This is a genomic window from Phycisphaerales bacterium (genome assembly GCA_016716475.1).
Classification (GTDB): Bacteria; Planctomycetota; Phycisphaerae; order UBA1845; family Fen-1342; genus JADJWG01.
In genome coordinates this window covers 1-21,715 of the sequence record JADJWG010000002.1, presented here as the reverse complement: position 1 = coordinate 21,715, position 21,715 = coordinate 1, and the positions used below count along the sequence as shown (strand labels likewise).

Here is a 21,715-nt window from a genome sequence, read left to right as displayed (position 1 = left end):
CTGCCGGCGCGGTACGGGGGGATCGCAACGCGAAGTCAGGATGGGCTGTACGAATCGGCCGCCGCGGGAGCTTCCAGCGGCTTCTCGAGCGGGGGTGGTGCCACCGAAGTCGACATCCGCACCACGCCGGGGATCCGGTCCTGCGTCCGCTCCAGATCCACGGTCGCCTGCCGCCCCGCCTCGAACAGGCCCCCGGGATAGAACGAGAAGATGATCAACAGAAAACCACACAGCAAGGCGCCGATCTGCGGGGCTTCGCGCTGCTCGGCCCGGGCCGTTTCCTCGGGTTCGAAGAACAACACCGCCCCGATGACCCGCAGGTAGTACGCCGCCGCGATGGCCGAATTCAGCACGGCGATAATGACGAGCACCAGCAACCACGTGCGGTAGGTGTCGGGAAGCATGCTCTGGTTGCTGGCGGCGAGCGCACTGCCGAAGAGACTGAATTTGCCCCAGAACCCCGGCGTCGGTGGCATGCCCATCAGCGTGAACATCGCCAGCACGAGCAACAACGCCAAAGCCGGCTCATTCCGAATGAGGCCGGCAACTTCGCGGAGAGTTTCGCACGGCCGCTCGCGGAAATGCAGCAATCCGAGCACGGCAAATGCACCCAGGTTCGCAATTCCGTAGATGACGACGTAGTACAGCACGGCCGCGGTGCCGTCGGCGAAGTTGCCGATCCCTTCCGAACTCACCATTTTGCCCGCGAATGGCCCAGCCAGCAGACCGACGAGCATGTAGCCCGCATGGGCAATGCCGGAATACGCGAGCAGCCGCTTAATGTTGGTCTGGCGCAGAGCGAGCAGGTTACCCACCGTCATGCTCAGCGCAGCGGTGAGCCAGATCAGCCAGAAGATCAGTGTCTCGCCGTACTGCCACTGTCCGGTACTCTGGATGATCTTGAAGAGCGCCACGAATCCGGCAATCTTCGGTACAAACCCGAGTAAGCCCGCAACCGGGCTGGCCGCACCCTGGTAGACATCCGCCACGTACAGATGAAGCGGGAACGCCGCGATCTTGAAAAGCAGTCCGGCAAAGGACAACGCGATGCCGACGATGGCAATGCCGAACTCGATCGAGCCGGGATTCCCCAGCGCCTGCGTCACGGCAGCCACCACGCCGAGACTGACGACCGCACCGTCCCCGTCGAGCGTGGTCGTCAGGTCCAGCGAGCCGGTCACGCCATACAGGAAGCTGAAGCCGAAGGCCATCAGCGCCGCGGACATGGCGCCTAGGTAGAAGTATTTCGTACCCGCCTCGGCGGACAGCGGGTTTTGCCGTCCCAGCACCACCAGGACGTAGGTCGGGATGCTCACAAGCTCGAGCGCCAGGAACAAGATGGCGAGGTTGTCCGCGGGAGCGACCAACAGCAGCCCGGTCAGCGAAAGCAGCAGCATCGCGAGAAACTCGCCGCGCTCTTCCCGCCGCCCCTGGGCCCAATTGACCAGCACCAGGAGGATGCCCAGTTCGAGGGCGCTGACGCGCACAAAGCGGGCGAGTCCGCCGAAGTACAACCCACTGGCGGCCACCCCCGCCGCTGGTTCACCCACGCCCCGCAGCACCAGCACCAACGCGGCGATCAGGGCGCCCAGGGCCGCCCAAGGCGCCAATTGCCGCAGGCCAGCGCGCCGCTCCTGGCCGATGATCAGCACGCCGCATGCGGCCACGAGCAGCACGATCTCGGGCAGCAGCGTGAGCAGCGAAATGGGCGGCGTGAGGATCATCGCGAAGCACCGGAATGGGGATCGGAGAACGGAGAGCGACGAACGGTAAGATCGAACTCGGGCAGTGACGGACGCGGCCATTCAGCCGGAACTACCGCCGCCACGGAGGCAACGGCCGCTTCGAGTTCCGCAGCCGCAAATGGCTCGCGGAGGGGCTGCGGCTCCGAGGTCATGGCCCACCGCGGACTCTGGGCCCGGGCTTCATCGAGCCGCGCAAGCACCTGCACCTGCAAAGCAGGGTCGAGGCGTTCGGTCACGATGCGCGGGTAGACACCAAGCAGCACAACCAGCACGGCGAGTGGCGCCAGGATTGCGATTTCGCGGGCGTTGAGGTCGGCCGGCAGGTGCGAGAGATCAGGTGTGCCCTGCGGCTGCTTCAACGGGCCGAAGAGAACCTTCCCCGTGGCGTACAGCATGTAGATGGCGCCGAGCAGGATGCCGGTCGCACCCAGCGCGCCGAACACCGGCCCGAGATCCGGCGAGTTGAACGCGGCAAACAGCACCGTGAACTCGCTGACGAAGCCGTTCAGGCCCGGCAGGCCGATACTCGAAAGAACGAACAGGATGAAGAACGTGGCCGCGATGGGCATCTGCCGAGCGAGGCCGCCGATCTCGTGCATGTCGCGCGTGTGATAACGCTCGTAGAGCATCCCAATGACGAGGAACAGCGCGCCCGTGCTGATACCGTGGTTGATCATGTACAGCACGGAACCGCTGAGCCCCAGCGCGTTGAACGCGAACATGCCGAGCATGCAGAAGCCGAGGTGTGACACCGAGGAGTACGCGACGAGCTTCTTGACATCACGCTGCACCCAGCAACACAGCGCCCCGTAGATGATCCCAATCACGGCCAGCCAACCCATCACCTGCGCCCAGGCCAGCGCCCCTTCCGGGACCATCGGTAGACTGAACCGCAGGAAGCCATACGTGCCGAGCTTCAGCAACACACCGGCCAGCAGCACGCTGCCGGCGGTAGGTGCCTCGGTATGCGCCAGCGGCAGCCAGGTGTGCAAGGGGAAAAACGGCACCTTGATGGCGAAGCCGCAGAAGAAGGCGATGAAGAGCCAGCTCTGCTCGCCGGCGGTCAGCTCCCGCAGACTCAGGGTCGAAAGCCGCACAAGGTCAAAACCGACCAGCATCCCGCCGTCGATCTGCGCCGCGCGCACACCCAGGTACAGGATGCCGGCGAACGTGATGACGCTGCCGACGAAGGTGTAGACGAAGAACTTGTTGGCCGCGAAACGCCGCTCCGGGCCGCCCCAGATACCGATCAGGAAATAGAGCGGGACGAGCGTGAACTCGAAAAAGATGTAGAACAGAAGCACGTCGCGGGCGGCGAACACGCCGAACATGCCGGCCGTCAGTGCGAGCAACCACGCGTAATACTCCCGTTCGCGCGTGCGGATCGCGGAGAAACTGCACCAGATCGACAGCGGCACCAGGAGGCCGGTGAGTACGATCAACGGCAGACTGATTGCGTCGAGCCCCACGTGAAAACGCAGCTCAAAACCGCTCTGTAGTCCGGTCTCGCGATCCGCTACACCCAAACCGATCCAGCGCACATCCGTCACGCCCAGCAAGGCGCGGCCGGGGTCACCCGCGGTCCCGGCCGGTTGACCCCAGAGCCACAGCGACAACGCTAACGTGAGCAGGCCCACGCCCAACGCGGTTCGAGCTGCGTAGCGCACCGGCGCCATCCACACGAACACCGCCGCCACCAGCGGCAGGAAGATCAGCAGATTGAGTGCGATCGCGGCCATACCCGCGCACCGTCTCCCTGGTTCCTGGTCAGGTTGCCGGACTTCGAATCACGGTCCAGAGCACCAGCAGCACGACCAAGCCCAATACCATCGAAAGCGCGTACGACTGCAACACTCCACGCTGGAACATCTGCAGCACGAACGCGAGACCCCGTGGCACGGCCGCCACGAAGTGTACCGCCCCATCAACACCCAGCCGATCCACCCCGAACAGCACTTTGCCAAGCCCGCGCAGCGGCCGCACCAGCACCGCGTCGTAAATCTCGTCCACGTAGTACTTCGCATTGAGCAGCCCGAACACGCTGCCGAGCGCCCGCCGCGCCGGATCGACCTCCGGTGCCCGGCCGTACACCAGCCATGCCAGCCCGATCCCCGCCAGCGCCACCACCGCGGACAGATATGCCACCCAGATGCCACTGCCGTGTTCCACCGCAGCGCCAGCCGCCTCGGCGCCCTGGTGGGCGGTCTCGATGATCGTGCTGTTGCCGAGGTAAGCGTGGAAAATGCCCGCGTGCGGCTTCAGCACGCCCAGAAACGCGTCGGCCGAGCCGGGCACGAGCCCGACGCCAAGGTATCCGGTGAAGATGGCTCCGAGCGCCAGGATGTACAGCGGGCGGAGCATGACCGGGGGCGATTCATGGGGGTGCTGCCCGGCTTCTGCGGGCAGCCGCAGCGGCCCGTGGAAGCACAGGAAGAACATGCGGAAGGTATAGAAGGCGGTGAGCAGCGCGGTCAAGACCAGCAACCAGCCGACCCAGGGCGTGTCGCTGAAAAGCGCCGCGTGGACGATCTCGTCCTTGCTCCAAAAACCCGCCAGCAGGGGGAACCCGGCCAAGGCCAGGCAGCCGATCAACATCACGGCATACGTCCGCGGCAACACCTGCCGCAGGCCACTGAAACGCCGCACGTCGATCACACCCCCCATGGCGTGCATGACGCTGCCGGCCCCCAGGAACAGCAGCGCCTTGAACCAGGCATGCGTGAACACGTGAAACACGCCGCTCTTGGGGACGCCACAACCAAGCGCGACGAACATGAACGCGAGCTGGCTGATGGTGGAGTACGCCAGAATGCGTTTCATGTCATACTGGGCAAGAGCCATGGTCGCGGTAAGCACCGCACCGATCAGGCCGAGGATCAGGATCACATCCAACGCGAAAGGCGAGCCGGCAAAGATCGGTCCGCAACGGGCAATCATGTAAATGCCGGCGGTGACCATTGTCGCGGCGTGAATGAGGGCCGAAACCGGGGTCGGACCCTCCATCGCGTCCGGCAGCCACACATACAGCGGGAACTGTGCGCTCTTGCCAATTGCACCACAGAGCAGCAGGAGCGCCACCACGGTGGACTGGTGCAGCCCCAGCAGGCCCGAATCCGTTTGCAACTCGGCGGCGTACTTGAAGGCGATGGCGAAATCCAGCGGATTCTCGTGCTCCAGCACGTGGGGCGACAGGAACCAGTAGAGGGCGAAGATCCCCAGCGCAAAGCCGAGGTCGCCGATGCGGTTGACGAGGAACGCCTTCTTAGCCGCGGCGGCCGCCTCCGGCTTGCCATAGTAGAAGCCGATCAAGAGGTAGCTGCACAGCCCCACCAACTCCCACCCCAGGTATAGCAGGACGAAATTGCCCGCCATGACCAGCATGGCCATCGAGAAGACAAACAACCCGAGGAACGCAAAGAAACGCTCGTAGCCCCGTTCCGGGTGGCCATGATGGTCGCGCATGTAACCGATGGCATAGATCACGACCATCAGACTGACGACGGTGACAAACAACATCATCATCGCCGTCAGGCCGTCGAAGTAGAAATTCACGCTGATCCAACGGCCGAGCGCCTGGCTCTCGACGGCGCCGAAGCTGATCCAGCGGTAGAGCGTATAGGTGTAGCCCGGGTCGACCCAGCCCGCAGGGGCGTTGCCACTCCTGATCGGTGACGGTGGATCCGCCGCCAGGACGACCGCGGCGTGCCCGGCATCGTGATCCGCCTCCGTCCCACCCTTGGACGGATAACGCTGCGCGGTGTCGAAGAACATGATGACGGCGAGCAGCGCCGCGAAGGCCACCCCCGCAACCACCGGCAGGTGCGCGCGCTCCGGCTTCTGCCGCAGGATCAGCAGCACTCCCACCAGCAGTGCCCCCAGCAACGGCCAGAACGGAATCGTCGCGTACCACGCAGCGGCGGCCCACGGACCGGGAATCATGGCTGTCGCTTCGGCCAGCAACACGGCTAGTCATCCCTCAACTGGGTGAACGCGTTCGCATCGAGAGTCCCGCGATACCGGTAGAGCAACACGACCAGTGCCAGGCCCAGCGCGGCCTCGGCCGCGGCCACTGCAATCAGGAACAGGGCAAAGACCTGGCCATCAAACGTGGGCGCCCCGTTCAACGGGTAGCGCCCGAAGGCCACGAGATTCACGATGATGCCCTGGAACATCATCTCGGTGCACAGGAACATGATGATCAGGTTGCGCCGGGTCATGAACCCGATGAGCCCCAGGGCGAACAGCACCGAGCCGAGGATAAGGTACGCGGCGAGCATCAGTCCTCGCCCTCCCCGGCCAGGGGCTCCGCGACCGTGCCGATCTGCCGCCGCGCGATCGCGATCGCGCCCACCATCGCCGCCAGCAGCAACACGCCGGCAATCTGAATCCCGATCACGTAGCGCGTCAGCAAAGGCGTTCCGACGTTCGTTTCGTTCCCCACCGCCGACGCCGCGGACTGGGCGGTGAAGGCGACCGTACTGTCCGTCGGCCCAAGGAAGAGTTGCATCGTAATCACAGCCAGGAGCGCAAAACCACCTACACAGCCCCACAGCGGGTCACGCGATTGCGTGTCGTACGCCGGCAGATACGCCTGCTGTGCCAGCATGATTACAAACAGGTACGTGACGAGGATTGCACCCGCGTACACGATGACCAGCGCCGCCGCGAGGAACTCCGCTTGCATCAGCAGGAGCAGCGCTGCCACGGAGAGAATGACGAGCACGAAGTAGAGAGCGCTGTATACGGGCTTGCGATGCGTGATCATCCGCACGGCCCCGAAGACGGCTACCAAGGCACAAACCGCAAACCACTGTGTGGTGGCTTCGGCCGGCAACAAGCGCGCCGCAAGGACCAGCAGTACGCCCCCCGCGGCCGCCAGCAACACCAGCCCGACACGCGAGAGGTCGGCGCGGCCACCAGGCAACGCAAGGAACAGACCCAGCGCACCAAGGACCAGCGCGGCAACCATCCAGATCGCCGTATCCCATTCGGAAGTCGAAGCTTGCGCCGTAACCAGAAAGGTCGGCATGCCCTCTTGCCTTCCACTCGCGGCAGGTCGGAACCGCGCTCGGAACCAATCCACATACCCGCCGAACCACGCCGTTTTTCACGCCCGGCTACGGGTCGAACTTGTACACGATCCGCGCTTCGGCCACCAGCGGCCAGCGGACAAAACTTTGCACATGCGGTACCCGGCCGGCACGACTCGCCGACATCAAGCCGTAGCACCCCATCCTTTATCCCATCTGCGCCGGTCACGCAACGGGCACCCGGGTGAGCCGCCGACTTTCAATCCTGACGGCACGGCTGGAAACCTGCGAACAGTGACTCACGACGAGCCAGTCAGCCGGCCCGTTCCCGACCGCACTCCCCGGACCGGGCTACAATCGTGGCCCGCGCCTGGATTGGCCGCAACGCGGCGAAATTCCGATGGCACAACACTGCGGAGAGTCATCATGCCAGAGAACCGCCCGCTGGAAATCACGCCCCAGGAACTGCAAGCCCGCCGTGGAACGAGTGGCCCGTTACTGCTCGACTGCCGCGAGCATCAAGAGTTGCAGTTCGCCCGCATCGAGGGCGCACTGCACATCCCCATGGGCGAAATCCCGCTGCGGCTGGCTGAGATTCCCGAGGATTGCGACCTGGTGGTCTTCTGCCACAGCGGCGTGCGGAGCATGAACGTGGCACACTGGCTCCGCACCGAGGCCGGCCTTGAACGCGTCCAAAGTCTGCGAGGCGGGATTGACGCCTGGTCGCGGGAAATCGACCCCACCATCGCGCGGTACTGAGCCGTTCCGGGCTTGTAGCGTGGGGGTGATTATGCAGCCGGTGCCGTCACGCCACTACCGGCCGGCCGTACAGCCATCGACCGAAATACAGTGCGACATGCACCAGCCCGATCAGTACGGGGACTTCTACCAGTGGCCCAATGACCGTCGCGAACGCCACGTCCGACCGAATACCGAATACGGCGATGGCCACCGCAATGGCCAGCTCGAAGTTGTTCCCCGCGGCGGTGAAAGCCAGAGTCGTGCTGCGCTCGTAGTCGGCACCCGCTTTCCACGCCATGAAGAAGCTGACGAGGAACATGATCGCGAAGTAGATCGTCAGGGGGATCGCCACCAGCAGAACCTTCAGGGGGAACTCCACGATCTTGTCACCCTTGAAGCTGAACATCAGCACGATCGTAAACAGCAGCGCGATGAGCGTCACCGGGCTGATTGCCGGGATGAAGCGCTGCTCATACCACGCCCGGCCCAGCGCCGGTAACAGAATCACCCGGCTCAGGATCCCGGCCGCGAATGGAATGCCGAGGTAGATCATCACACTGGCGAAGATTTCGCCCATTGTGATGTCCGCGACCGTTTTGCCGCCGGCGCCTTGCACTTCCGAGAGATCGAGGCCGAGCCAACCCGGAAACACGGTGATGAAGAGCCACGCGAGGGCGCCGTAGGTCAGTACCTGGAACACGCTGTTGAGCGCCACCAGGCCCGCGGCGTACTCACTGCTGCCCCGGGCGAGTTCATTCCAGACCAATACCATCGCGATGCAGCGGGCGATGCCGACCAGGATCAGACCGACCATCAGTTCCGGGTGGCCGGAGAGGAAAGCGACCGCCAAACCAAACATCAGCACAGGGCCGATCAGCCAGTTTTGTGCCAACGAAAGCGCGAGAAGGCGCCAATCGCGGAAAACGCGGCCCATTTCCTCGTACCGCACCTTCGCGAGCGGGGGGTACATCATCAGAATCAATCCCACAGCAATGGGGATGTTGGTGGTACCCACGGAAAAGCGATCGAGCACCCCATGTAGATCCGGTACGAAATAGCCCAGCCCGACACCCAGCGCCATCGCAAGAAAGATCCACAGCGTCAGGTAGCGGTCGAGAAAGGACAGTTGCTTGCGGAGTGGCGGCCCGGCGTTTGTCACGGACAACCTCCGAGAGTGAATTCACGTTGGCGCAATGAGCTACGGGGACCGGGAAACTGGAGGCGGCCGACGGCAGGCACAACTCGGAGCGCCAAGCCGAGCCGCGCGCCAGGCCCGCGCAGCCGGGCCTGACGGCGGCACAGGTGAATTCTCCGATCTGTTTCAACCCGGCTTCCGCGCTGTAATATTGACACTCGTCACAAAATCCGCTGGCGTGGCGCCGTCCGGGAGTGCCGTGCGGATGCGCTCATACAGGGGGTCGCTTGAACCGGTCTGCACTGCCACGTAGTCCCCCTTCTCCTCCAGCTCAACCTCGACGAGCCCTGCCGCTTGCGCCCATGCCTGTGTGTCGCTCAGCAGGGGCGCACCGGCGACGCAACCAACCAGCGCCGCAACCATCCCGCGCACCTCCTCCGGCAGCGGTTGCAACAACGCCAGATCCGACACCGCCACGCGCCCACCGGGCTTGAGCACGCGCGCGATCTCCCGCCACACCTGCGGCTTGTCCGGCGAGAGGTTCAAGACGCAGTTCGATATCACTACGTCCACACTCGCATCCGCCACGGGCAGATGCTCGATCTCGCCCAACCGAAACTCGGCATTGTCGAGCCCGGTGCGGCGCTGATACGCTGCGAGGTTTCCTCGGGCCCGCGTCAACATCTCGGGGGTCATGTCGACTCCGATCACTCGCCCGGTCGCACCGACGCGCGGGCCGGCGAGAAACACGTCGAACCCGCCGCCGCTGCCAAGGTCAAGGACGACTTCTCCCGGCCGCAAAGCCGCAAGCGCCGTCGGGTTGCCGCAGGAGAGGCCCAGGTTGGCACCCTCCGGCAGGCCGCGCAGTTCGGTCGTGGCATAGCCGATCCGCTCGGCGAGCTGGTCGGCCGACATCGCCGAACCGCAGCACCCACCGCTGCCACTAGCACCGGAGAGCTGGTCCTCCCCAGTCGTGAAGTTGCCCACCCGGGCGATCTCGGCGTAACCCGCGCGCACCTGCGCGCGGACGGCTTCCGCTTCGCTAACGTTCGTCGCTTTCATCTTCTGCTCCCTTCATATGTTCGTCACACCTGCAATTCGTGCTCACTCGCAGCAGCCGCCACGCTGACGCAGTGCGAGTTCGGCCGGCTCGATAGCCAGGATCGTGCCAAGCTTCCGTCCATCCGCTCGAACTGTGGCATCCTGCTCGATGGCTTCGTCCAAGTTGGCGAGGGTGGTCGCCACGAGCGGTGTCGGTGCCACGGGCCGCGCGACGTAAACCCAGCGGCCGACCTTACGCGTGTCGATCAGTCCGGCAGTCCGCAGCGTGGCAAGGTGCTGTGAAACGGTCGCCCCGGCGAGACCGAGCAGCTCGAGCAGTTGGCAGACACACAACTCCCCGGTGCGTAGGGCCGCCAGAATTCTCAGTCGATTCACATCGCCAAGAGCCCGGGCGATCGTTGCGAGGGTACCCAAGATGGCATGATCATTTCGTTTCATGCCGAAATGATATCTTGTCCGCGCTAGAAAGCAAGGGGCCCCGTGGCCGGCAGCTGCACCGGCGGGAAGTTCTGCGTGGAAAGGGGCTTGGGCGATGTTCGCCGGCAGTCACCCGCACACTTTTCCGCAGGTCAGATCTCGTCGGCGCGGCACTCATCCGGCGGCCAAGCGCGTGGCGCATCGGACAGCGGCCACAGCACGCAAAACGCAACCACCATGTAGACCAGCATGACGAGCAGGCCGACCGCCTGGCCGATGGCCTGATCACCGTGGCGGAACAGGTAGCCCACCACGATGCTCCACATCAAAGGGCCGGTGATGGCTGAGAAGCGTCCCACCATTCCGTAGAGCCCATAGAACTCACCAATCCTGCGCGGCGGTGCCAGCCGCAGCATGAGCGGCCGGTCCGCTGCCCAGGTTCCGCCCATGCAGAGCCCGGTCGCACAGGCGATCACGAAGAACACCGGCATGGGCCAACCGAAGAACCCCATCGCGGCACCGGCCAGCAGGCAGCCCATCCAGCCGACGAGCACGATCTGGAGCGTGCGCTTCGGCCCGATGGAATCGACCAACCGCCCCCAGGCGAAACCACCCGCCACGGAGAAGGCCACCGCCACGAACAGGATCTGCTGCGCAATCCCGCTTGCGTCGGCCTCGCTGCGCCCGGCGCGTACCGCCAGATTGGTCACATACAAGCCCATGATGGCGATCACCGTGTTGAGCGGATCGGTGTAAATGACCCGCCCGATGAGAAAACGCGCCAGACCGGGATACTGCCGGACGTGCCGAAAGGTATGGAAGACCTGGCGCGTGGCCTGCCCGAGCAGCCCCCATGTGAAGGGCTGCGCGGCGGGGTTGCCGCGTTCGCGGACAAAGACGAAGGCCGGCCAGGCGAAGAGGATGAACAGCGCCGCGGAGGTGGGGAAGATAGAGACGAGGTCTAGCTTGAGAACCTGCGTGAGGTAGTACCCCGTGCCGATGCCGAGGAAGGAGCCGCAGTAGCCGATCCCAATGCCAATCCCGCCGATCCAGCCGCGATTCTGCTCCGTGCTCACCTCGGGGAGCAGCGCATCATAGAACTGCAGCCCGGCGTTGAAGGCGATCGTGGCAATGACGAAACAGACCAAGCTGAAGGTGAGCCGCCATTCCCCACCCTGGCCCAGGAGCGCGGTAAGACCCACGCAAATGAGCGTCGAGACCATCAGGAATGGCACGCGGCGCCGGGAGAAATCGGTCAGCGCTCCCAGAATCGGAGAGAGCAGGAAAATGGTGCCCATCGCGACAGCCATCGTGAGCGGGAAAACGAAATCCGCGCGCTCCATCCCGACCTGCTCCCGCACCCAGAGGGAAAAGTACAGGGACGAGATATTCATTGAGTAGACGGTGTTCGCGAGATCGTAAAGAACCCAGCTTGCCACCGAGAGCTTCGTGATGTGACGTGGCGGCGGACCAACGGACGGTGCGGCTGCGGGGGACGCCGGCGCAGGCGGCGCTGGGTCTGCGGGTGTCACCATCCGGTGGCCTCCTGAAAGGCCGGAATGATACCCGCTGACCCGCGCGCCGTGGGGCCGAGGTGTTCCCACGCGGCTGCCGGAGGCCGGGAATCAAACTTCGTCGGGGCGGGGTGCGGAGTCCACCGGTAAGCCCTTCTTGCGGCGGGCCTCTTCGCAGCCATCGGAGCCGACCGCGAGTTCTTGACAAAGGTACGGCCGGTCAGGGTAGATCGTGCAACGTACCCGCTCCCCGCGTACCTCAAGCGCCAAGCAGCGGTCGTGTTCGGCATCGCGGCGAAGGAAGATGAGCGGGAAGCGTCCGCGCCAGGGGTGCTCACGGATGTAGCGCCCGAGCTGCGGATCCCCGACGAAGCGGTCCTGATCCTCCTCGGTCAGATACACATCCAGTCCGTGGCAGCAGGCCCCACATGTCAGGCAGTCGTACATCAGCCGCTACTCCCTTCACGTGTTGCGATCCGCAGGACTCTCTCGCGTAGCTGTCCATGCCTCGGCACATGCTTTCACACCGGGCGCGATCCGGTCTTCGGGCCGTTAGGATAGCATCGAGGCGGCCGCCGACCCCAACCCGATCCGAGGAGGAGCTCCATGGCAGACGTAATGGAAATCCTGGCACGCGCCCGAGCCATGCGGGCGAACGACGTGCATCTGGTGGCGGGGTCGCCCGTGCTGTTCCGCATTGAGCGTGAACTCCAGCCGGTAACGCGCGAGGCGCTGTCCGCGCGGCTGGCCCGCGAGCTCAGTTTCGCCCTGCTGAGTGAGGAGCAGCGACTGGAGTTCGAGCACGATCGCGACCTCGACATCGTCATCTCCGACCAAGAGCACCACCGCTACCGTGTGAACCTCAGCTACAACGACGGCGACGTCGGCGCTGTCATCCGCCTGTTGTCGAGTGCCCCCCTGCCACTGTCACAGCTCAAGCTGCCGCCGATCGTGGGACAGCTTGCCGTGGCGCGCAAGGGGTTGATCCTCGTCACCGGCAGCACGAGTCAGGGAAAAACGACCACGCTGGCAGGCATGCTCGATCATGTCAACGAGCAGCACCGTCGACACATCGTGACCATCGAGGACCCCATCGAGTACGTGCACCGCAATAAGAAATCGATCGTGCGGCAGCGCGAGATCGGCCGGGACACTTCCTCCTTCCACCGCGGACTGCGGGCGGCGCTGCGGCAGGATCCGGACATCATTGCGATCGGCGAGATGCGCGACTACGAGACCATCAAGATTGCGCTGACCGCCGCCGAGACCGGCGTGCTGGTGATGTCCACGCTGCACATCATCTCGATCGACAAGATCATCGAGCGGCTGCTGTCGTATGCACCGGACGGCAGCGACGGACACATGCGGGCATTGCTCGCGGAAGCGCTGCTGGGCGTGGTACACCAGGAACTTCTACCGACAATCGACGGCGGGAAGCGGGTCGCGTGCGAGATCCTGGTGGCGACCGATGGCGTGCGGAACGTGTTGCGCAACCGCGGCACGTATCACTTGCGGAATGCCATCACGACGGGGCAGCGTTACGGGATGCAGTCGATGCCGGCCGCGTTGAACGCGCTGCGCGACGAAGGGGTCATCCTGGACACGGTGTACGATTCGGTCATGGTGAACTACCAGTAGCGCACCGGCGGACTTGGGCCACCGTGATCCAAGAAATCAGGCGAGCGGCCACGCCGGGTGACGTGGCCGCTTCGGTGGCGCCTGGAGGATACGGGCGGCTGTCGACAAACCGTACGGGGACATTACCCCCGCCGGGGTGTCGAGCACCCTGCGTCACCCGTTCAGATCCGCATTCGACCTTAGACCGGCGGCGGACCGGCGGGGCGGCGTCGCGGGCGTTCTTCGCCCGGCGGTGGGCCACCCTCGGGCCGTGGACCGCGTTCACGCTCGCCCACACCGGGGCGGGTCTGGCGCTCGCCGCGCGGACTGGTAAGCAGGCGTTCAAACTCGGCTTTCTGGTTGGCGTCGAGGATGCCGAGAATCTCGGTCTTCACCGTTTCGGCCCGCTGCTGGGCACCCTGCTGATCACGGCGGGCGGCCTGTTCCGCATCACGAGCGTTCCGCTCGATGTCGCGCAGCTTGCCCTGCTGCTCCTCGTTCAGCCGCAGGCGGCGGGCCGTCTGTAGGACCTGGCGGATATCAAGGGGGCGCTGCCGCTCCTGGGCTCCGGGACCACGCTGCTGGCCGGGGCCCTGGGCCTGAATCTCGGCCAATTGGGCCCGCTGCTCGGCGGTGAGCAGCGGCTGCAACTTCGCGAAGAACTCATCCACATTCGGCGGAGCCGGGCGGCGTGATTCCAGTTCCGCTTCGATCTCTCGCACGCGGTCGAAATCACCGGCTGCACGGGCCTCGCGCAGCTCTTCAAACAAGCCACGCATCTCCTGCCACTGGCCACGGCGGGCCTCAAACCCGGCACGCTGTTCCGCCACGAGCTCGTCGTAGGAGGCACGCTGCTCAGGCGTCATGGCGAGTTCGTTGGGCAGCGTCTCCACGATATCGCGGAAACGCTGGCCGGCCTGCATCTGCTGGCGACCGCGCTCCATGCGGGCGCGCATCTCCTGGAATTCCGGCAGTTGGTCCTCGAGCAGGATCCCCTCGACGCTGTTCATCAGCTTCTGATTGAGGGCCTCAAACTGCTGCCGATGGGCCTGCATCTCGGCACGAATTTCGGCCACACGGGCATCATCCCCGGCTTCGCGGGCGGCGCGCATCTCCTGCCCCAAGCCGCGCATCTGATCTGGGCCGAAGCCCGCCGCCTGTAGTTCGGCGCGGTGCTGTGCCACCAGTCCTTCGAGCACGAGGCGCTGGTCTTCGCTCATGTGCAGACGCTCTGCAAGCCGCTCAGCCATCATCTCGAACATGGGACCACCGGGCGGACCACCCGGACCGCCAGGGCCGCGCTGCCCTGGCCGTCGCCCGCCCTGCCCCTGCTGCGCCTCGGCAACGGTCGCCAAAAGCAGGGCCGCCCCGACCGTAATGACCATCCATCGCTGCATGTCTCGCACTCCTGTAGTTCTCGGCGTTGAATCCGTGGAATCACCCAGCCGGCACCTACGCAGGGGCGTGGGATACCCGGCGCACCACGTAGAACGGTCACCGTATTCGACCGTCTTACGGAGGGCCAAACGCAGTTCACAACGTATTCTTGCAGAAAAACCGGGGGCCTGGACGGATGGGGGGTGCGGGAGTCGAATCGATTCGGCCCGTAATCGCTCCCGGGCGCTATCCCCCCTGTTAACCTCCCGTTGGATCCTGCTGTAGCACACCACGAGTGGTAGTGTGCCGCGTTGACCGCTCCCGAACGCGTCGTTACCATGCGGCACGTACGTCGTGAGTGCCGTGGATGGCTTCACGAGCGTGCCGCCCCCCCTCCATTCAACGCGGATGGTTGCTCCGAGGGGCATGGTGGTGCCCCCGCGCAGGCCAGCGAGTGGCCGTTGCGCAGCAGCGAGGACAGCGTGGCCAAAGAAGATGCCATTCAGTTGGAAGCGGTCGTCATCAAGGCCCTACCGAACGCCATGTTCCTCGTCGAAGCCGATCTGGCCGGCTCCGGCAAGCATGAGGTGCTTGCCCACGTCTCCGGCCGCATGCGTAAGAACTTCATTCGCATCCTCCCGGGTGACAGAGTGACGGTTGAGTTGTCGCCCTACGATCTGAAGCGCGGTCGCATTACTTACCGTCAGAAGTAGAAGTAGCGGTCTGCACCTCTGCGGCAAGGGGGACCTCAGACGCCGAACAGGTATTGCCGAACCATTGCGCCCACGGTCGCCGAAAGGGGCGGAGTCGCGACCACAAAGTCCCTCGCGATGCACATTGGTCCGGCCTCCGGAAATCGCTACACTCGGGGTTAAGAGGGCCCCGGGGGCTCCGGGAGGAATCGCCGGGCCCGCACCGCAGAGGTCGAACAAGCCGGGCTGCCGGCGAGGAGGAGGAGTCATGTTGCGTTCTCACGGACAGCGCACCACTGCGCTTGTGTTGTTGCTTGGTCTTGCAGGAGTCGTCCGCGCCGAGCTGGTCTTCTCGTCGGAGACCGTGCTGGCGGATCTGTACTGGAACAACCCAACCTCGCTCGCGGTGGACAGCGCGGGGGCGCTGCACGTGGCGTACATGAAGCAGTTCGGCACCGACAGCAACAGCAAGGAAATCTGGTACGCGACGAACCGGTCCGGCGCCTGGGAGCACACGCAGATCACGTTCAACAGCGTACGCGAGGAGTTTCCCAATCTGGTGCTGGATGCGGCTGACAACGTCCACATCGCTTTTCACACCGGCACGACCACTTCCAACCTGATCCGCTACGTAAACAACGTGGGCGGCGCGTTCGGCAGCATTATCGATATCACCGGGTCCGGCTACGTGATTGTGAAGCACGCGATTGACAGCACTGGGCGGGCACACTTCGTGTTCATGTCGCAACGGTCAAGCGGGACGCAGGATGTGTTCTACACGACCTACACGCCCGGCGTCGGCGTGGGGGCCTTGACGAACCTGAGCAACGATGCCGCCGAGTCGTGGTATCCGCACCTCACGATCGGGCCGGACGATGTCGTCCACATTACCTACCAGGCCGGCAACGCCTTCGGCGGACCCTTGGTGTACCTCAACAACTCGGGTGGCGCGTTCCAGCCGGTGTTTACGGGCGTGCTGGAGAACGTCGAGACGGCGATTCCGGTCGTGGCCCCCAATGGCACCGTCAGCATCCTCTATGAGACCAGCAACACCCTGCGACTCGTGGACGATGCCGGAGTTGGCGTCTTCGGTCCGGCGCTCACCTTGTTCTCCGGCGGCAATCCGGCGTTTTACGAACGGCCGGCGTTCGATCCGGCAGGACGACGATACATCGCGTTCGTTTCGAACGTGCTGCCGAACCGCGGCGTATATGTGGTCGCGGAGACTTCGAGCGGCTTCAGCGCGCCAATGGAGGTCAGCGGTGTGGAGCAGTCGCGGGTAGGCGCGGCGGTCGCAGTCGGTCCGAACGGACGTGTACACATCACGTATCAACTCAGCGGTTTCAACCAGCAAACCCAGCGCGTGTTCGCAGACATTTTCCTTGCCACCGCGCCGACTGCGGGCGACCTCAATTGCGACGGCTTCGTGAACTTCGCCGACATCAGCCCGTTCATCGCAGCACTGAAAGACATGGCTGCATACCAGGTGGCGTACCCGGAGTGCTTCCACTCCAATGGGGACACGAATTTCGACGGGTTGGTGAACTTCGCTGACATCAGCCCGTTCATCGCCCTGCTGAAGCAGGCAGCGCAGTAAGGCGTTACCCGGGCGCAGCCCAGGCAGCCAGCAGTCCGAAATGTCCGCAGCCGCGGCCCTCGCGGCGAAACGAGTAAAACAGGTCGGTGCGGCTCATCGTACAGAGACCGGCAACCTCGATGTGCGCCCGCGGCACACCAGCAGCTTCGAGCTGCGCCACGTTGACCGCCCACAGGTCGAAATACATCCCCCCGTTGCGGCGGTGAAAAAAGCGCTCGCGCTCGGGCAAATCCGCGGCGGCCGCGTACATGTCCAACCGCACCTCGTAGGCGTCGGGTCCGGCACTCGGACCAACACCCGCGTACAGCGCCTGCGGTTCACAGCCGCACACGGTTGTCATGGTCTCGACCAGCCGGCCCACAATCCCGCCCACCGCACACCGCCAACTCGCGTGGGCCATGCCCACGACGCGGCGCCCGGGATCCACCAGCAACACGAGCGGACAATCCGCCGAGAACGTCATCAGCGGAATGCCGGGAAGGGTGGTGACCAACCCGTCGCAACGGTTGATCGGTCCGGGCGGTGTCTCGGCGTGGACCACCATTAGCCGGGGTTCATGTACCTGGTGGGTATACCGCAGTGCTTCTGCTGGCAGATGCCAGTCGCGCAGCGCTGTGGCGCGACGTGCTGCCCGCACAGAAGCCCACTCGTCATCCCGCGCGGAAACATCCTCCGGCCGCAGCGTGAAGGCATGCACAAAGCCAGGCACGCGCGCGAGCCGCTCGAACTGCGCATAGTGCCGGCCGCCGCGGGTCACAAACTGCATGGTTACTCCTGGGGGCAGATGAGTACCTTGATGTGTTCCGGCGCAGCGGCCGCGGTGAGGGCGGCGGCCCCTTGTGACATCGGATACCTACCCGTGATGAGTTCGCCGAGACTCCAATCGCCCTGTGCGAGCAGCGCCAAGGCCCGACCGAAGTCGCCACAACGGCTGCCGACAACGCGGAGCTCGTGGATGACCAGCGGCGCCAGGTCGAGCGCGGCCGGCTCCGCATAGGTGCTCTTCAGCACAATCGTACCGAGGGGGCGGCAGAGGGCCAGCGCAAGCCGTAGTCCGTCCGGGCTGCCCGTGCAGTCCACCACCACATCCTGATCCGCGGAGATGGGCAGATCTGCGACCGCTACGGCTTCGATTTCGCGGCGGCGACACAAGCTCAAGGTCCTCGGGTTGCGACCTGCGACGCGGAGCCGGCAGGCGGTCCGTTGGAGTACAAAAGCCACCAACAGCCCGAGGCGCCCGGACCCGACCACCGTGACCCGCGTGTCGGCGTCGAGATGCACCGCGTCGAGCACATGGGCCGCGGCCGCGAGGGGTTCGACAAAGACGGCAGCTTCATCGGGCAAATCCGCGGGGACGATGTGGCAGTTGGCGGCCGGGATGCAAAGGTGTTCGGCAAAGGCACCATCACGGCCGGAGATACCAAGGACTGTCCGGCTCGGACAATGCCTGCCAGCACCTGAACGGCAGATGGTACACTGCCCGCAAGGGCAGTTGATTTCTCCGACCACGCGCCGGTGATGCAGCTCCGGTGCCCCCTGGAGGACAGTACCCACGAACTCGTGGCCGAGCACACCGGTATAGCTCATGTATCCGCGCGCGAGCTCCAGATCGGTGGCGCAAACACCGGCCAGGTCGACACGTACGAGGACTTCTTTCGCACCAGGAACAGGGTCCGGATAATTCTGCACGAATGCAAGGGATGCAGGTGGGGCACCAGTCAGAACCAGCGCTCGCATGGTGTGCTCCGAGACTTCCATACCACACAAGACGGTGACGGGGGCCAGCCCCGCGGGGCCGAAAAATACACCTGCAGTCGGAAAGCCGCACCTGTGGCGCCATGCTGTCCGATGCTACTATATCAAGGGTTACCGGGGCCCGCTTATGTGGCGCGAAGCGTGAGGTTAGAGCACATGCGGCTTCGCATTCGTAGCAGAACGATTCAAAGCTGGACGCTTGCCGTCTTCGCGGCAGCGTTTCTCGTGCCCGACGCCACGGCCCAGCGTGCCCGCACGGGAGAGGATCTCCTCAGTCGGCCGGCCGGTCGCGGTCCCTCTGTCACGATGGGGGGGCGGTTTACTGCCCAGCGGGAAGTGCGTCCACTCAGTGCGGCCCGGGCGGGCAATGTCGCCCTGCTCGGCGCGCGACATTTCGGATTTCGCCCGGGAGCGGCCTCACAGTACACCCAGTCACTGGGGCTGGTGGATGTCGGTTTGCGATCCCCGCTCGGCCGCCGCGCATCGCTGCCGCCTCTGACGGCATCCGCGCAGGAGTTGCGCGTGCTTACCGGTCTCTCCGCAGCAACACGCCTGGACATGCCCCTGCCGGGCATGGGGCGCGGTTACGTGCCGAACCTGTATGCTGCGCAGTTTACTCCACGACCCGATACCACCCGCTTCCAGGATCTCATGGGGCTGCAGCCCGAGCGGGAACCCTCGCCGGGAGCAACAGAGCCCTTTCGCCTGCCACTGATTCCCGTTTCGGATTTCGTTACCAACCGGCTTGATGGTGGTACACCATGGACGGAGACGCCGCCGATCGAAGCGGGGCCACCGCTCGGCCTGACCGAGTCGGTGCGGCCCACTCTGGAGTCGCGGCCAACCTCGCTGGTACATGCTTTACAGGCCCAGAACGACACACGCATTCAGCAGATGGCACGTGAGGCGGAACGTGAGTTCCGCCAAGCGACGGTGTTTACCAACACGCCGGAAGAGCTGGAGCAGCATCGCGCGGCCCTCACGCTGGCGTCCAACCGGTTGAGGGCGATTCGGGAACTGGACCCGGCGAACGGGCTCGCACCCCTGTTGCTGGCCCATGCAGCCCTCACCCAAGCCCGGCCCCAGCAAGCTACACTGCTGCTGCTCGAGGCCCTCGAGCGCGACCCCGAAGCTCTCCAGCAGCTCAACCCGGAGCGGCACTTCGGCAACCCCGAGTTCTTGGACGAGCAGATGCGCGCCTGGCTTCGACAGCTTGGCAGTTCCGAGACGCTGCAACAATCGCCGGTACTGGAAGCGTACTGCGCGTGGCGGCTTGGCGACCGGGCGCGGATGCAGGATGCGCTCGTCACCGTCATGGCCATCGCACGTGACGACACGCTCCGCGGACCGCGCCTGATGCGTTTCGCCGAATTGATGCGACAGCAGCCGCTGCCCGCGCGGCGCTAAGATACGGTTCGCAGTCGTACTCGCACCGGCACCAAGTGGCCGATAGAGAGTCCAACAGTTGCAGAGTACGCGGGCTTATCCGGACGCCCGCCAGGCAGATGGAATGAGCACCGAGAAGCATTCCCCTATCCGCAATACCGCCTTGGATTGGATCGAGCGCCATCGGGGCACGATGACGATCGTATCACACGGGGTGCTCTTCGCCTTGGCGTGGCTGCTCGCGTTCGGACTGGCTTACAACTTCAAGGGGTCGGCGGCGATCCTCTGGCCCGCACGGCAGATCCTCGCGTTGTTCCAACCGATTCCGCCGGCGAGTGAACCGCACACAGACTGGTTCCTCGAGTTCTTCCTGCCGATGCTCGTGCCGGTCGTGATCATCAAGATCACGGTCTTTGTCCTGTTGGGCCTGCACCGTTCATCCTGGCGCTATGTCAGCATGCGGGACGTGTTCGACGTCGCGAAAGGCGCCTGGTGGAGCTTTTTCGCGATCTTTTTCTTGTACTACAGTTTGCAGAACATCGCCGTTCTGATTCCGGGGGCGACGGCACCTTTTGGGACGAAGTTTCCCGATTCGGTCTTTCTGCTCGACTTCGCCGGCACCATCGCACTGGTGTGCGGCGCCCGGCTGTGGGTACGGCTGTACCACGAGGAAATCCGCCCGGCGGCGGATGGCATCGTACCGCGGCTGCTGATTGTCGGGGCGGGGAATGCGGGCGAGAACGCCGTGCGGGAAATTCTGCGCATGCCGGTCACGCGGTACCGCGTGGTCGGATTCCTCGACGATGACCGCCGCAAGTGGGGTACCCAGATTCACGGGCTGGAAGTGCTGGGCTCGGTGGAGAACATCAGGGAGATTTGCGCACAGCACGCGGTCGACGAAATCCTGATCGCGATTCCGTCGGCCTCACGGCAGCGCCTGCGGCACGTCGTGGAATTGTGCGAAGGGACGAACCTCCGCTTCAAGACATTGCCAGCACTGGCGGACCTGATCGATGGGCGGGCCTCGGTCAAGGAGATCCGAGACGTCGAAATCAACGACCTGCTCGGGCGGGCCCCGGTACAGCTCGACGAAGCGGAGATTGCGAAGTTTATCCGGGATCGGGTCGTGGCGGTGACGGGCGCGGGCGGGTCGATCGGCGCGGAAATGTGCCGGCAGATCGCCAAATTCGGCCCGCGGCGACTGATCCTCATCGAACGTGCCGAGCAATGCCTCTTTCCCATCGAGCAGGAGCTCCGCCGGTTGTGCAAAACGATCGACGTCGTACCGGCACTCGCCGACATTGGCGATGCGGAGCGGATACGCGCACTGTTCACCCGGGAGCAACCGACCGCGGTTTTCCACGCCGCCGCCCACAAGCACGTGCCGATGATGGAGTGCAACCCGGGCGAAGCCATCAAAAACAACATCCGCGGGACCCGCACCGTGGCGGACGCGGCGAGCGCGACCGGCTGCGAGAAGTTCGTGATGATCTCGACCGACAAGGCCGTCAACCCCACCAGCGTGATGGGTTGCTCGAAGCGTGTCGCCGAGATGTACATCCAAGCCCTGCAGGCACGCAGCAAGACGCAGTTCGTCACGGTACGGTTCGGCAACGTCCTGGGCAGCAGCGGCAGCGTTATCCCGAT

19 protein-coding genes are annotated in these 21,715 nt (G+C 64.6%); 6 read left to right on the top strand and 13 right to left on the bottom strand.

All coding sequences use genetic code 11. The annotated features are described in order from the left end of the window. Positions 1–35 precede the first annotated feature (35 nt). From IPM18_07640 to IPM18_07620, 5 genes are read right to left on the bottom strand one after another with little or no spacing between them, the layout of a single operon-like run. Positions 36–1,724, bottom strand: coding sequence for an NADH-quinone oxidoreductase subunit N (locus IPM18_07640; GenBank protein MBK9119459.1), 1,689 nt, complete (start codon positions 1,722–1,724; stop codon positions 36–38). Then, a complete protein-coding gene (locus IPM18_07635; protein ID MBK9119458.1) occupies positions 1,721–3,484 on the bottom strand; it encodes an NADH-quinone oxidoreductase subunit M in 1,764 nt (587 codons plus the stop codon). Before IPM18_07635 ends, IPM18_07640 begins: the two co-directional genes overlap by 4 nt. Positions 3,485–3,512: 28 nt before the next feature. Next, positions 3,513–5,684 (bottom strand): NADH-quinone oxidoreductase subunit L, encoded by a 2,172-nt coding sequence (gene nuoL / locus IPM18_07630; GenBank protein MBK9119457.1) that lies wholly within the window; start codon positions 5,682–5,684, stop codon positions 3,513–3,515. Between the two features lie 26 nt (positions 5,685–5,710). After that, positions 5,711–6,022, bottom strand: a complete 312-nt coding sequence (gene nuoK / locus IPM18_07625; protein MBK9119456.1) for an NADH-quinone oxidoreductase subunit NuoK — start codon at positions 6,020–6,022, stop codon at positions 5,711–5,713. Further along, complete coding sequence (locus IPM18_07620; GenBank protein ID MBK9119455.1) at positions 6,022–6,774, bottom strand: NADH-quinone oxidoreductase subunit J; 753 nt, start codon at positions 6,772–6,774, stop codon at positions 6,022–6,024. Before IPM18_07620 ends, nuoK begins: the two co-directional genes overlap by 1 nt. A 427-nt stretch (positions 6,775–7,201) precedes the next feature. Here IPM18_07620 and IPM18_07615 point away from each other — a divergent pair, with 427 nt between their 5' ends. Next, positions 7,202–7,534, top strand: a complete 333-nt coding sequence (locus tag IPM18_07615) for a sulfurtransferase (protein ID MBK9119454.1) — start codon at positions 7,202–7,204, stop codon at positions 7,532–7,534. Between the two features lie 46 nt (positions 7,535–7,580). Here IPM18_07615 and arsB read toward each other — a convergent pair whose 3' ends face one another. The 5 genes from arsB to IPM18_07590 all read right to left on the bottom strand — a co-directional run bounded on the left by arsB (position 7,581) and on the right by IPM18_07590 (position 12,091). Continuing rightward, positions 7,581–8,597, bottom strand: a complete 1,017-nt coding sequence (arsB, locus tag IPM18_07610) for an ACR3 family arsenite efflux transporter (protein MBK9119453.1) — start codon at positions 8,595–8,597, stop codon at positions 7,581–7,583. Positions 8,598–8,837: 240 nt separating this feature from the next. Further along, the gene (gene arsM / locus IPM18_07605; protein ID MBK9119452.1) at positions 8,838–9,713 is read right to left on the bottom strand and encodes an arsenite methyltransferase; all 876 of its coding nucleotides are present in this window, start codon (positions 9,711–9,713) and stop codon (positions 8,838–8,840) included. Between the two features lie 42 nt (positions 9,714–9,755). Then, the gene (locus IPM18_07600) at positions 9,756–10,151 is read right to left on the bottom strand and encodes a winged helix-turn-helix transcriptional regulator (protein ID MBK9119451.1); all 396 of its coding nucleotides are present in this window, start codon (positions 10,149–10,151) and stop codon (positions 9,756–9,758) included. 131 nt (positions 10,152–10,282) lie between these two features. Continuing rightward, positions 10,283–11,569, bottom strand: coding sequence for an MFS transporter (locus tag IPM18_07595; protein ID MBK9119450.1), 1,287 nt, complete (start codon positions 11,567–11,569; stop codon positions 10,283–10,285). A 186-nt stretch (positions 11,570–11,755) separates the two neighbouring features. Beyond that, positions 11,756–12,091: a YkgJ family cysteine cluster protein gene (locus tag IPM18_07590; GenBank protein MBK9119449.1), complete on the bottom strand. Its 336-nt coding sequence runs from the start codon at positions 12,089–12,091 to the stop codon at positions 11,756–11,758. A 159-nt stretch (positions 12,092–12,250) separates the two neighbouring features. Between IPM18_07590 and IPM18_07585 the strand changes: the two genes are divergently transcribed. Beyond that, positions 12,251–13,282, top strand: a complete 1,032-nt coding sequence (locus tag IPM18_07585) for a PilT/PilU family type 4a pilus ATPase (protein ID MBK9119448.1) — start codon at positions 12,251–12,253, stop codon at positions 13,280–13,282. Between the two features lie 179 nt (positions 13,283–13,461). On the opposite strand, the gene IPM18_07580 is transcribed toward IPM18_07585, so the two are convergent. Further along, positions 13,462–14,658 (bottom strand): hypothetical protein, encoded by a 1,197-nt coding sequence (locus IPM18_07580; protein MBK9119447.1) that lies wholly within the window; start codon positions 14,656–14,658, stop codon positions 13,462–13,464. A gap of 462 nt (positions 14,659–15,120) precedes the next feature. Between IPM18_07580 and infA the strand changes: the two genes are divergently transcribed. Both infA and IPM18_07570 read left to right on the top strand, forming a co-directional pair. After that, positions 15,121–15,351: a translation initiation factor IF-1 gene (gene infA, locus IPM18_07575; GenBank protein MBK9119446.1), complete on the top strand. Its 231-nt coding sequence runs from the start codon at positions 15,121–15,123 to the stop codon at positions 15,349–15,351. Positions 15,352–15,598: 247 nt separating this feature from the next. Next, on the top strand, positions 15,599–16,927 hold the full coding sequence (locus tag IPM18_07570) for a hypothetical protein (protein MBK9119445.1): 1,329 nt from the start codon (positions 15,599–15,601) through the stop codon (positions 16,925–16,927). 4 nt (positions 16,928–16,931) lie between these two features. On the opposite strand, the gene IPM18_07565 is transcribed toward IPM18_07570, so the two are convergent. Next, on the bottom strand, positions 16,932–17,693 hold the full coding sequence (locus IPM18_07565) for a laccase domain-containing protein (protein ID MBK9119444.1): 762 nt from the start codon (positions 17,691–17,693) through the stop codon (positions 16,932–16,934). A gap of 2 nt (positions 17,694–17,695) precedes the next feature. Then, the gene (locus IPM18_07560) at positions 17,696–18,664 is read right to left on the bottom strand and encodes an alcohol dehydrogenase catalytic domain-containing protein (GenBank protein MBK9119443.1); all 969 of its coding nucleotides are present in this window, start codon (positions 18,662–18,664) and stop codon (positions 17,696–17,698) included. A 174-nt stretch (positions 18,665–18,838) separates the two neighbouring features. Here IPM18_07560 and IPM18_07555 point away from each other — a divergent pair, with 174 nt between their 5' ends. Beyond that, positions 18,839–20,089, top strand: coding sequence for a hypothetical protein (locus IPM18_07555; GenBank protein ID MBK9119442.1), 1,251 nt, complete (start codon positions 18,839–18,841; stop codon positions 20,087–20,089). A 103-nt stretch (positions 20,090–20,192) separates the two neighbouring features. Further along, on the top strand, positions 20,193–21,715 hold a 1,523-nt coding region (locus IPM18_07550), incomplete at its 3' end, for a polysaccharide biosynthesis protein (GenBank protein ID MBK9119441.1).

Coding starts and splice junctions, on each gene's coding strand:
- arsM (MBK9119452.1), bottom strand. CDS start 9,713: ATGAAAGCGACGAACGTTAGCGAAGCGGAAGCCGTCCGCGCGCAGGTG.
- IPM18_07600 (MBK9119451.1), bottom strand. CDS start 10,151: ATGAAACGAAATGATCATGCCATCTTGGGTACCCTCGCAACGATCGCC.
- IPM18_07560 (MBK9119443.1), bottom strand. CDS start 18,664: ATGCGAGCGCTGGTTCTGACTGGTGCCCCACCTGCATCCCTTGCATTC.
- IPM18_07580 (MBK9119447.1), bottom strand. CDS start 14,658: ATGCAGCGATGGATGGTCATTACGGTCGGGGCGGCCCTGCTTTTGGCG.
- nuoK (MBK9119456.1), bottom strand. CDS start 6,022: ATGCTCGCCGCGTACCTTATCCTCGGCTCGGTGCTGTTCGCCCTGGGG.
- IPM18_07640 (MBK9119459.1), bottom strand. CDS start 1,724: ATGATCCTCACGCCGCCCATTTCGCTGCTCACGCTGCTGCCCGAGATC.
- nuoL (MBK9119457.1), bottom strand. CDS start 5,684: ATGATTCCCGGTCCGTGGGCCGCCGCTGCGTGGTACGCGACGATTCCG.
- IPM18_07565 (MBK9119444.1), bottom strand. CDS start 17,693: ATGCAGTTTGTGACCCGCGGCGGCCGGCACTATGCGCAGTTCGAGCGG.
- IPM18_07570 (MBK9119445.1), top strand. CDS start 15,599: ATGTTGCGTTCTCACGGACAGCGCACCACTGCGCTTGTGTTGTTGCTT.
- IPM18_07635 (MBK9119458.1), bottom strand. CDS start 3,484: ATGGCCGCGATCGCACTCAATCTGCTGATCTTCCTGCCGCTGGTGGCG.
- arsB (MBK9119453.1), bottom strand. CDS start 8,597: ATGGCGCTGGGTGTCGGGCTGGGCTATTTCGTACCGGATCTACATGGG.
- IPM18_07555 (MBK9119442.1), top strand. CDS start 18,839: ATGCGGCTTCGCATTCGTAGCAGAACGATTCAAAGCTGGACGCTTGCC.
- IPM18_07620 (MBK9119455.1), bottom strand. CDS start 6,774: ATGCCGACCTTTCTGGTTACGGCGCAAGCTTCGACTTCCGAATGGGAT.
- IPM18_07615 (MBK9119454.1), top strand. CDS start 7,202: ATGCCAGAGAACCGCCCGCTGGAAATCACGCCCCAGGAACTGCAAGCC.
- IPM18_07590 (MBK9119449.1), bottom strand. CDS start 12,091: ATGTACGACTGCCTGACATGTGGGGCCTGCTGCCACGGACTGGATGTG.
- IPM18_07585 (MBK9119448.1), top strand. CDS start 12,251: ATGGCAGACGTAATGGAAATCCTGGCACGCGCCCGAGCCATGCGGGCG.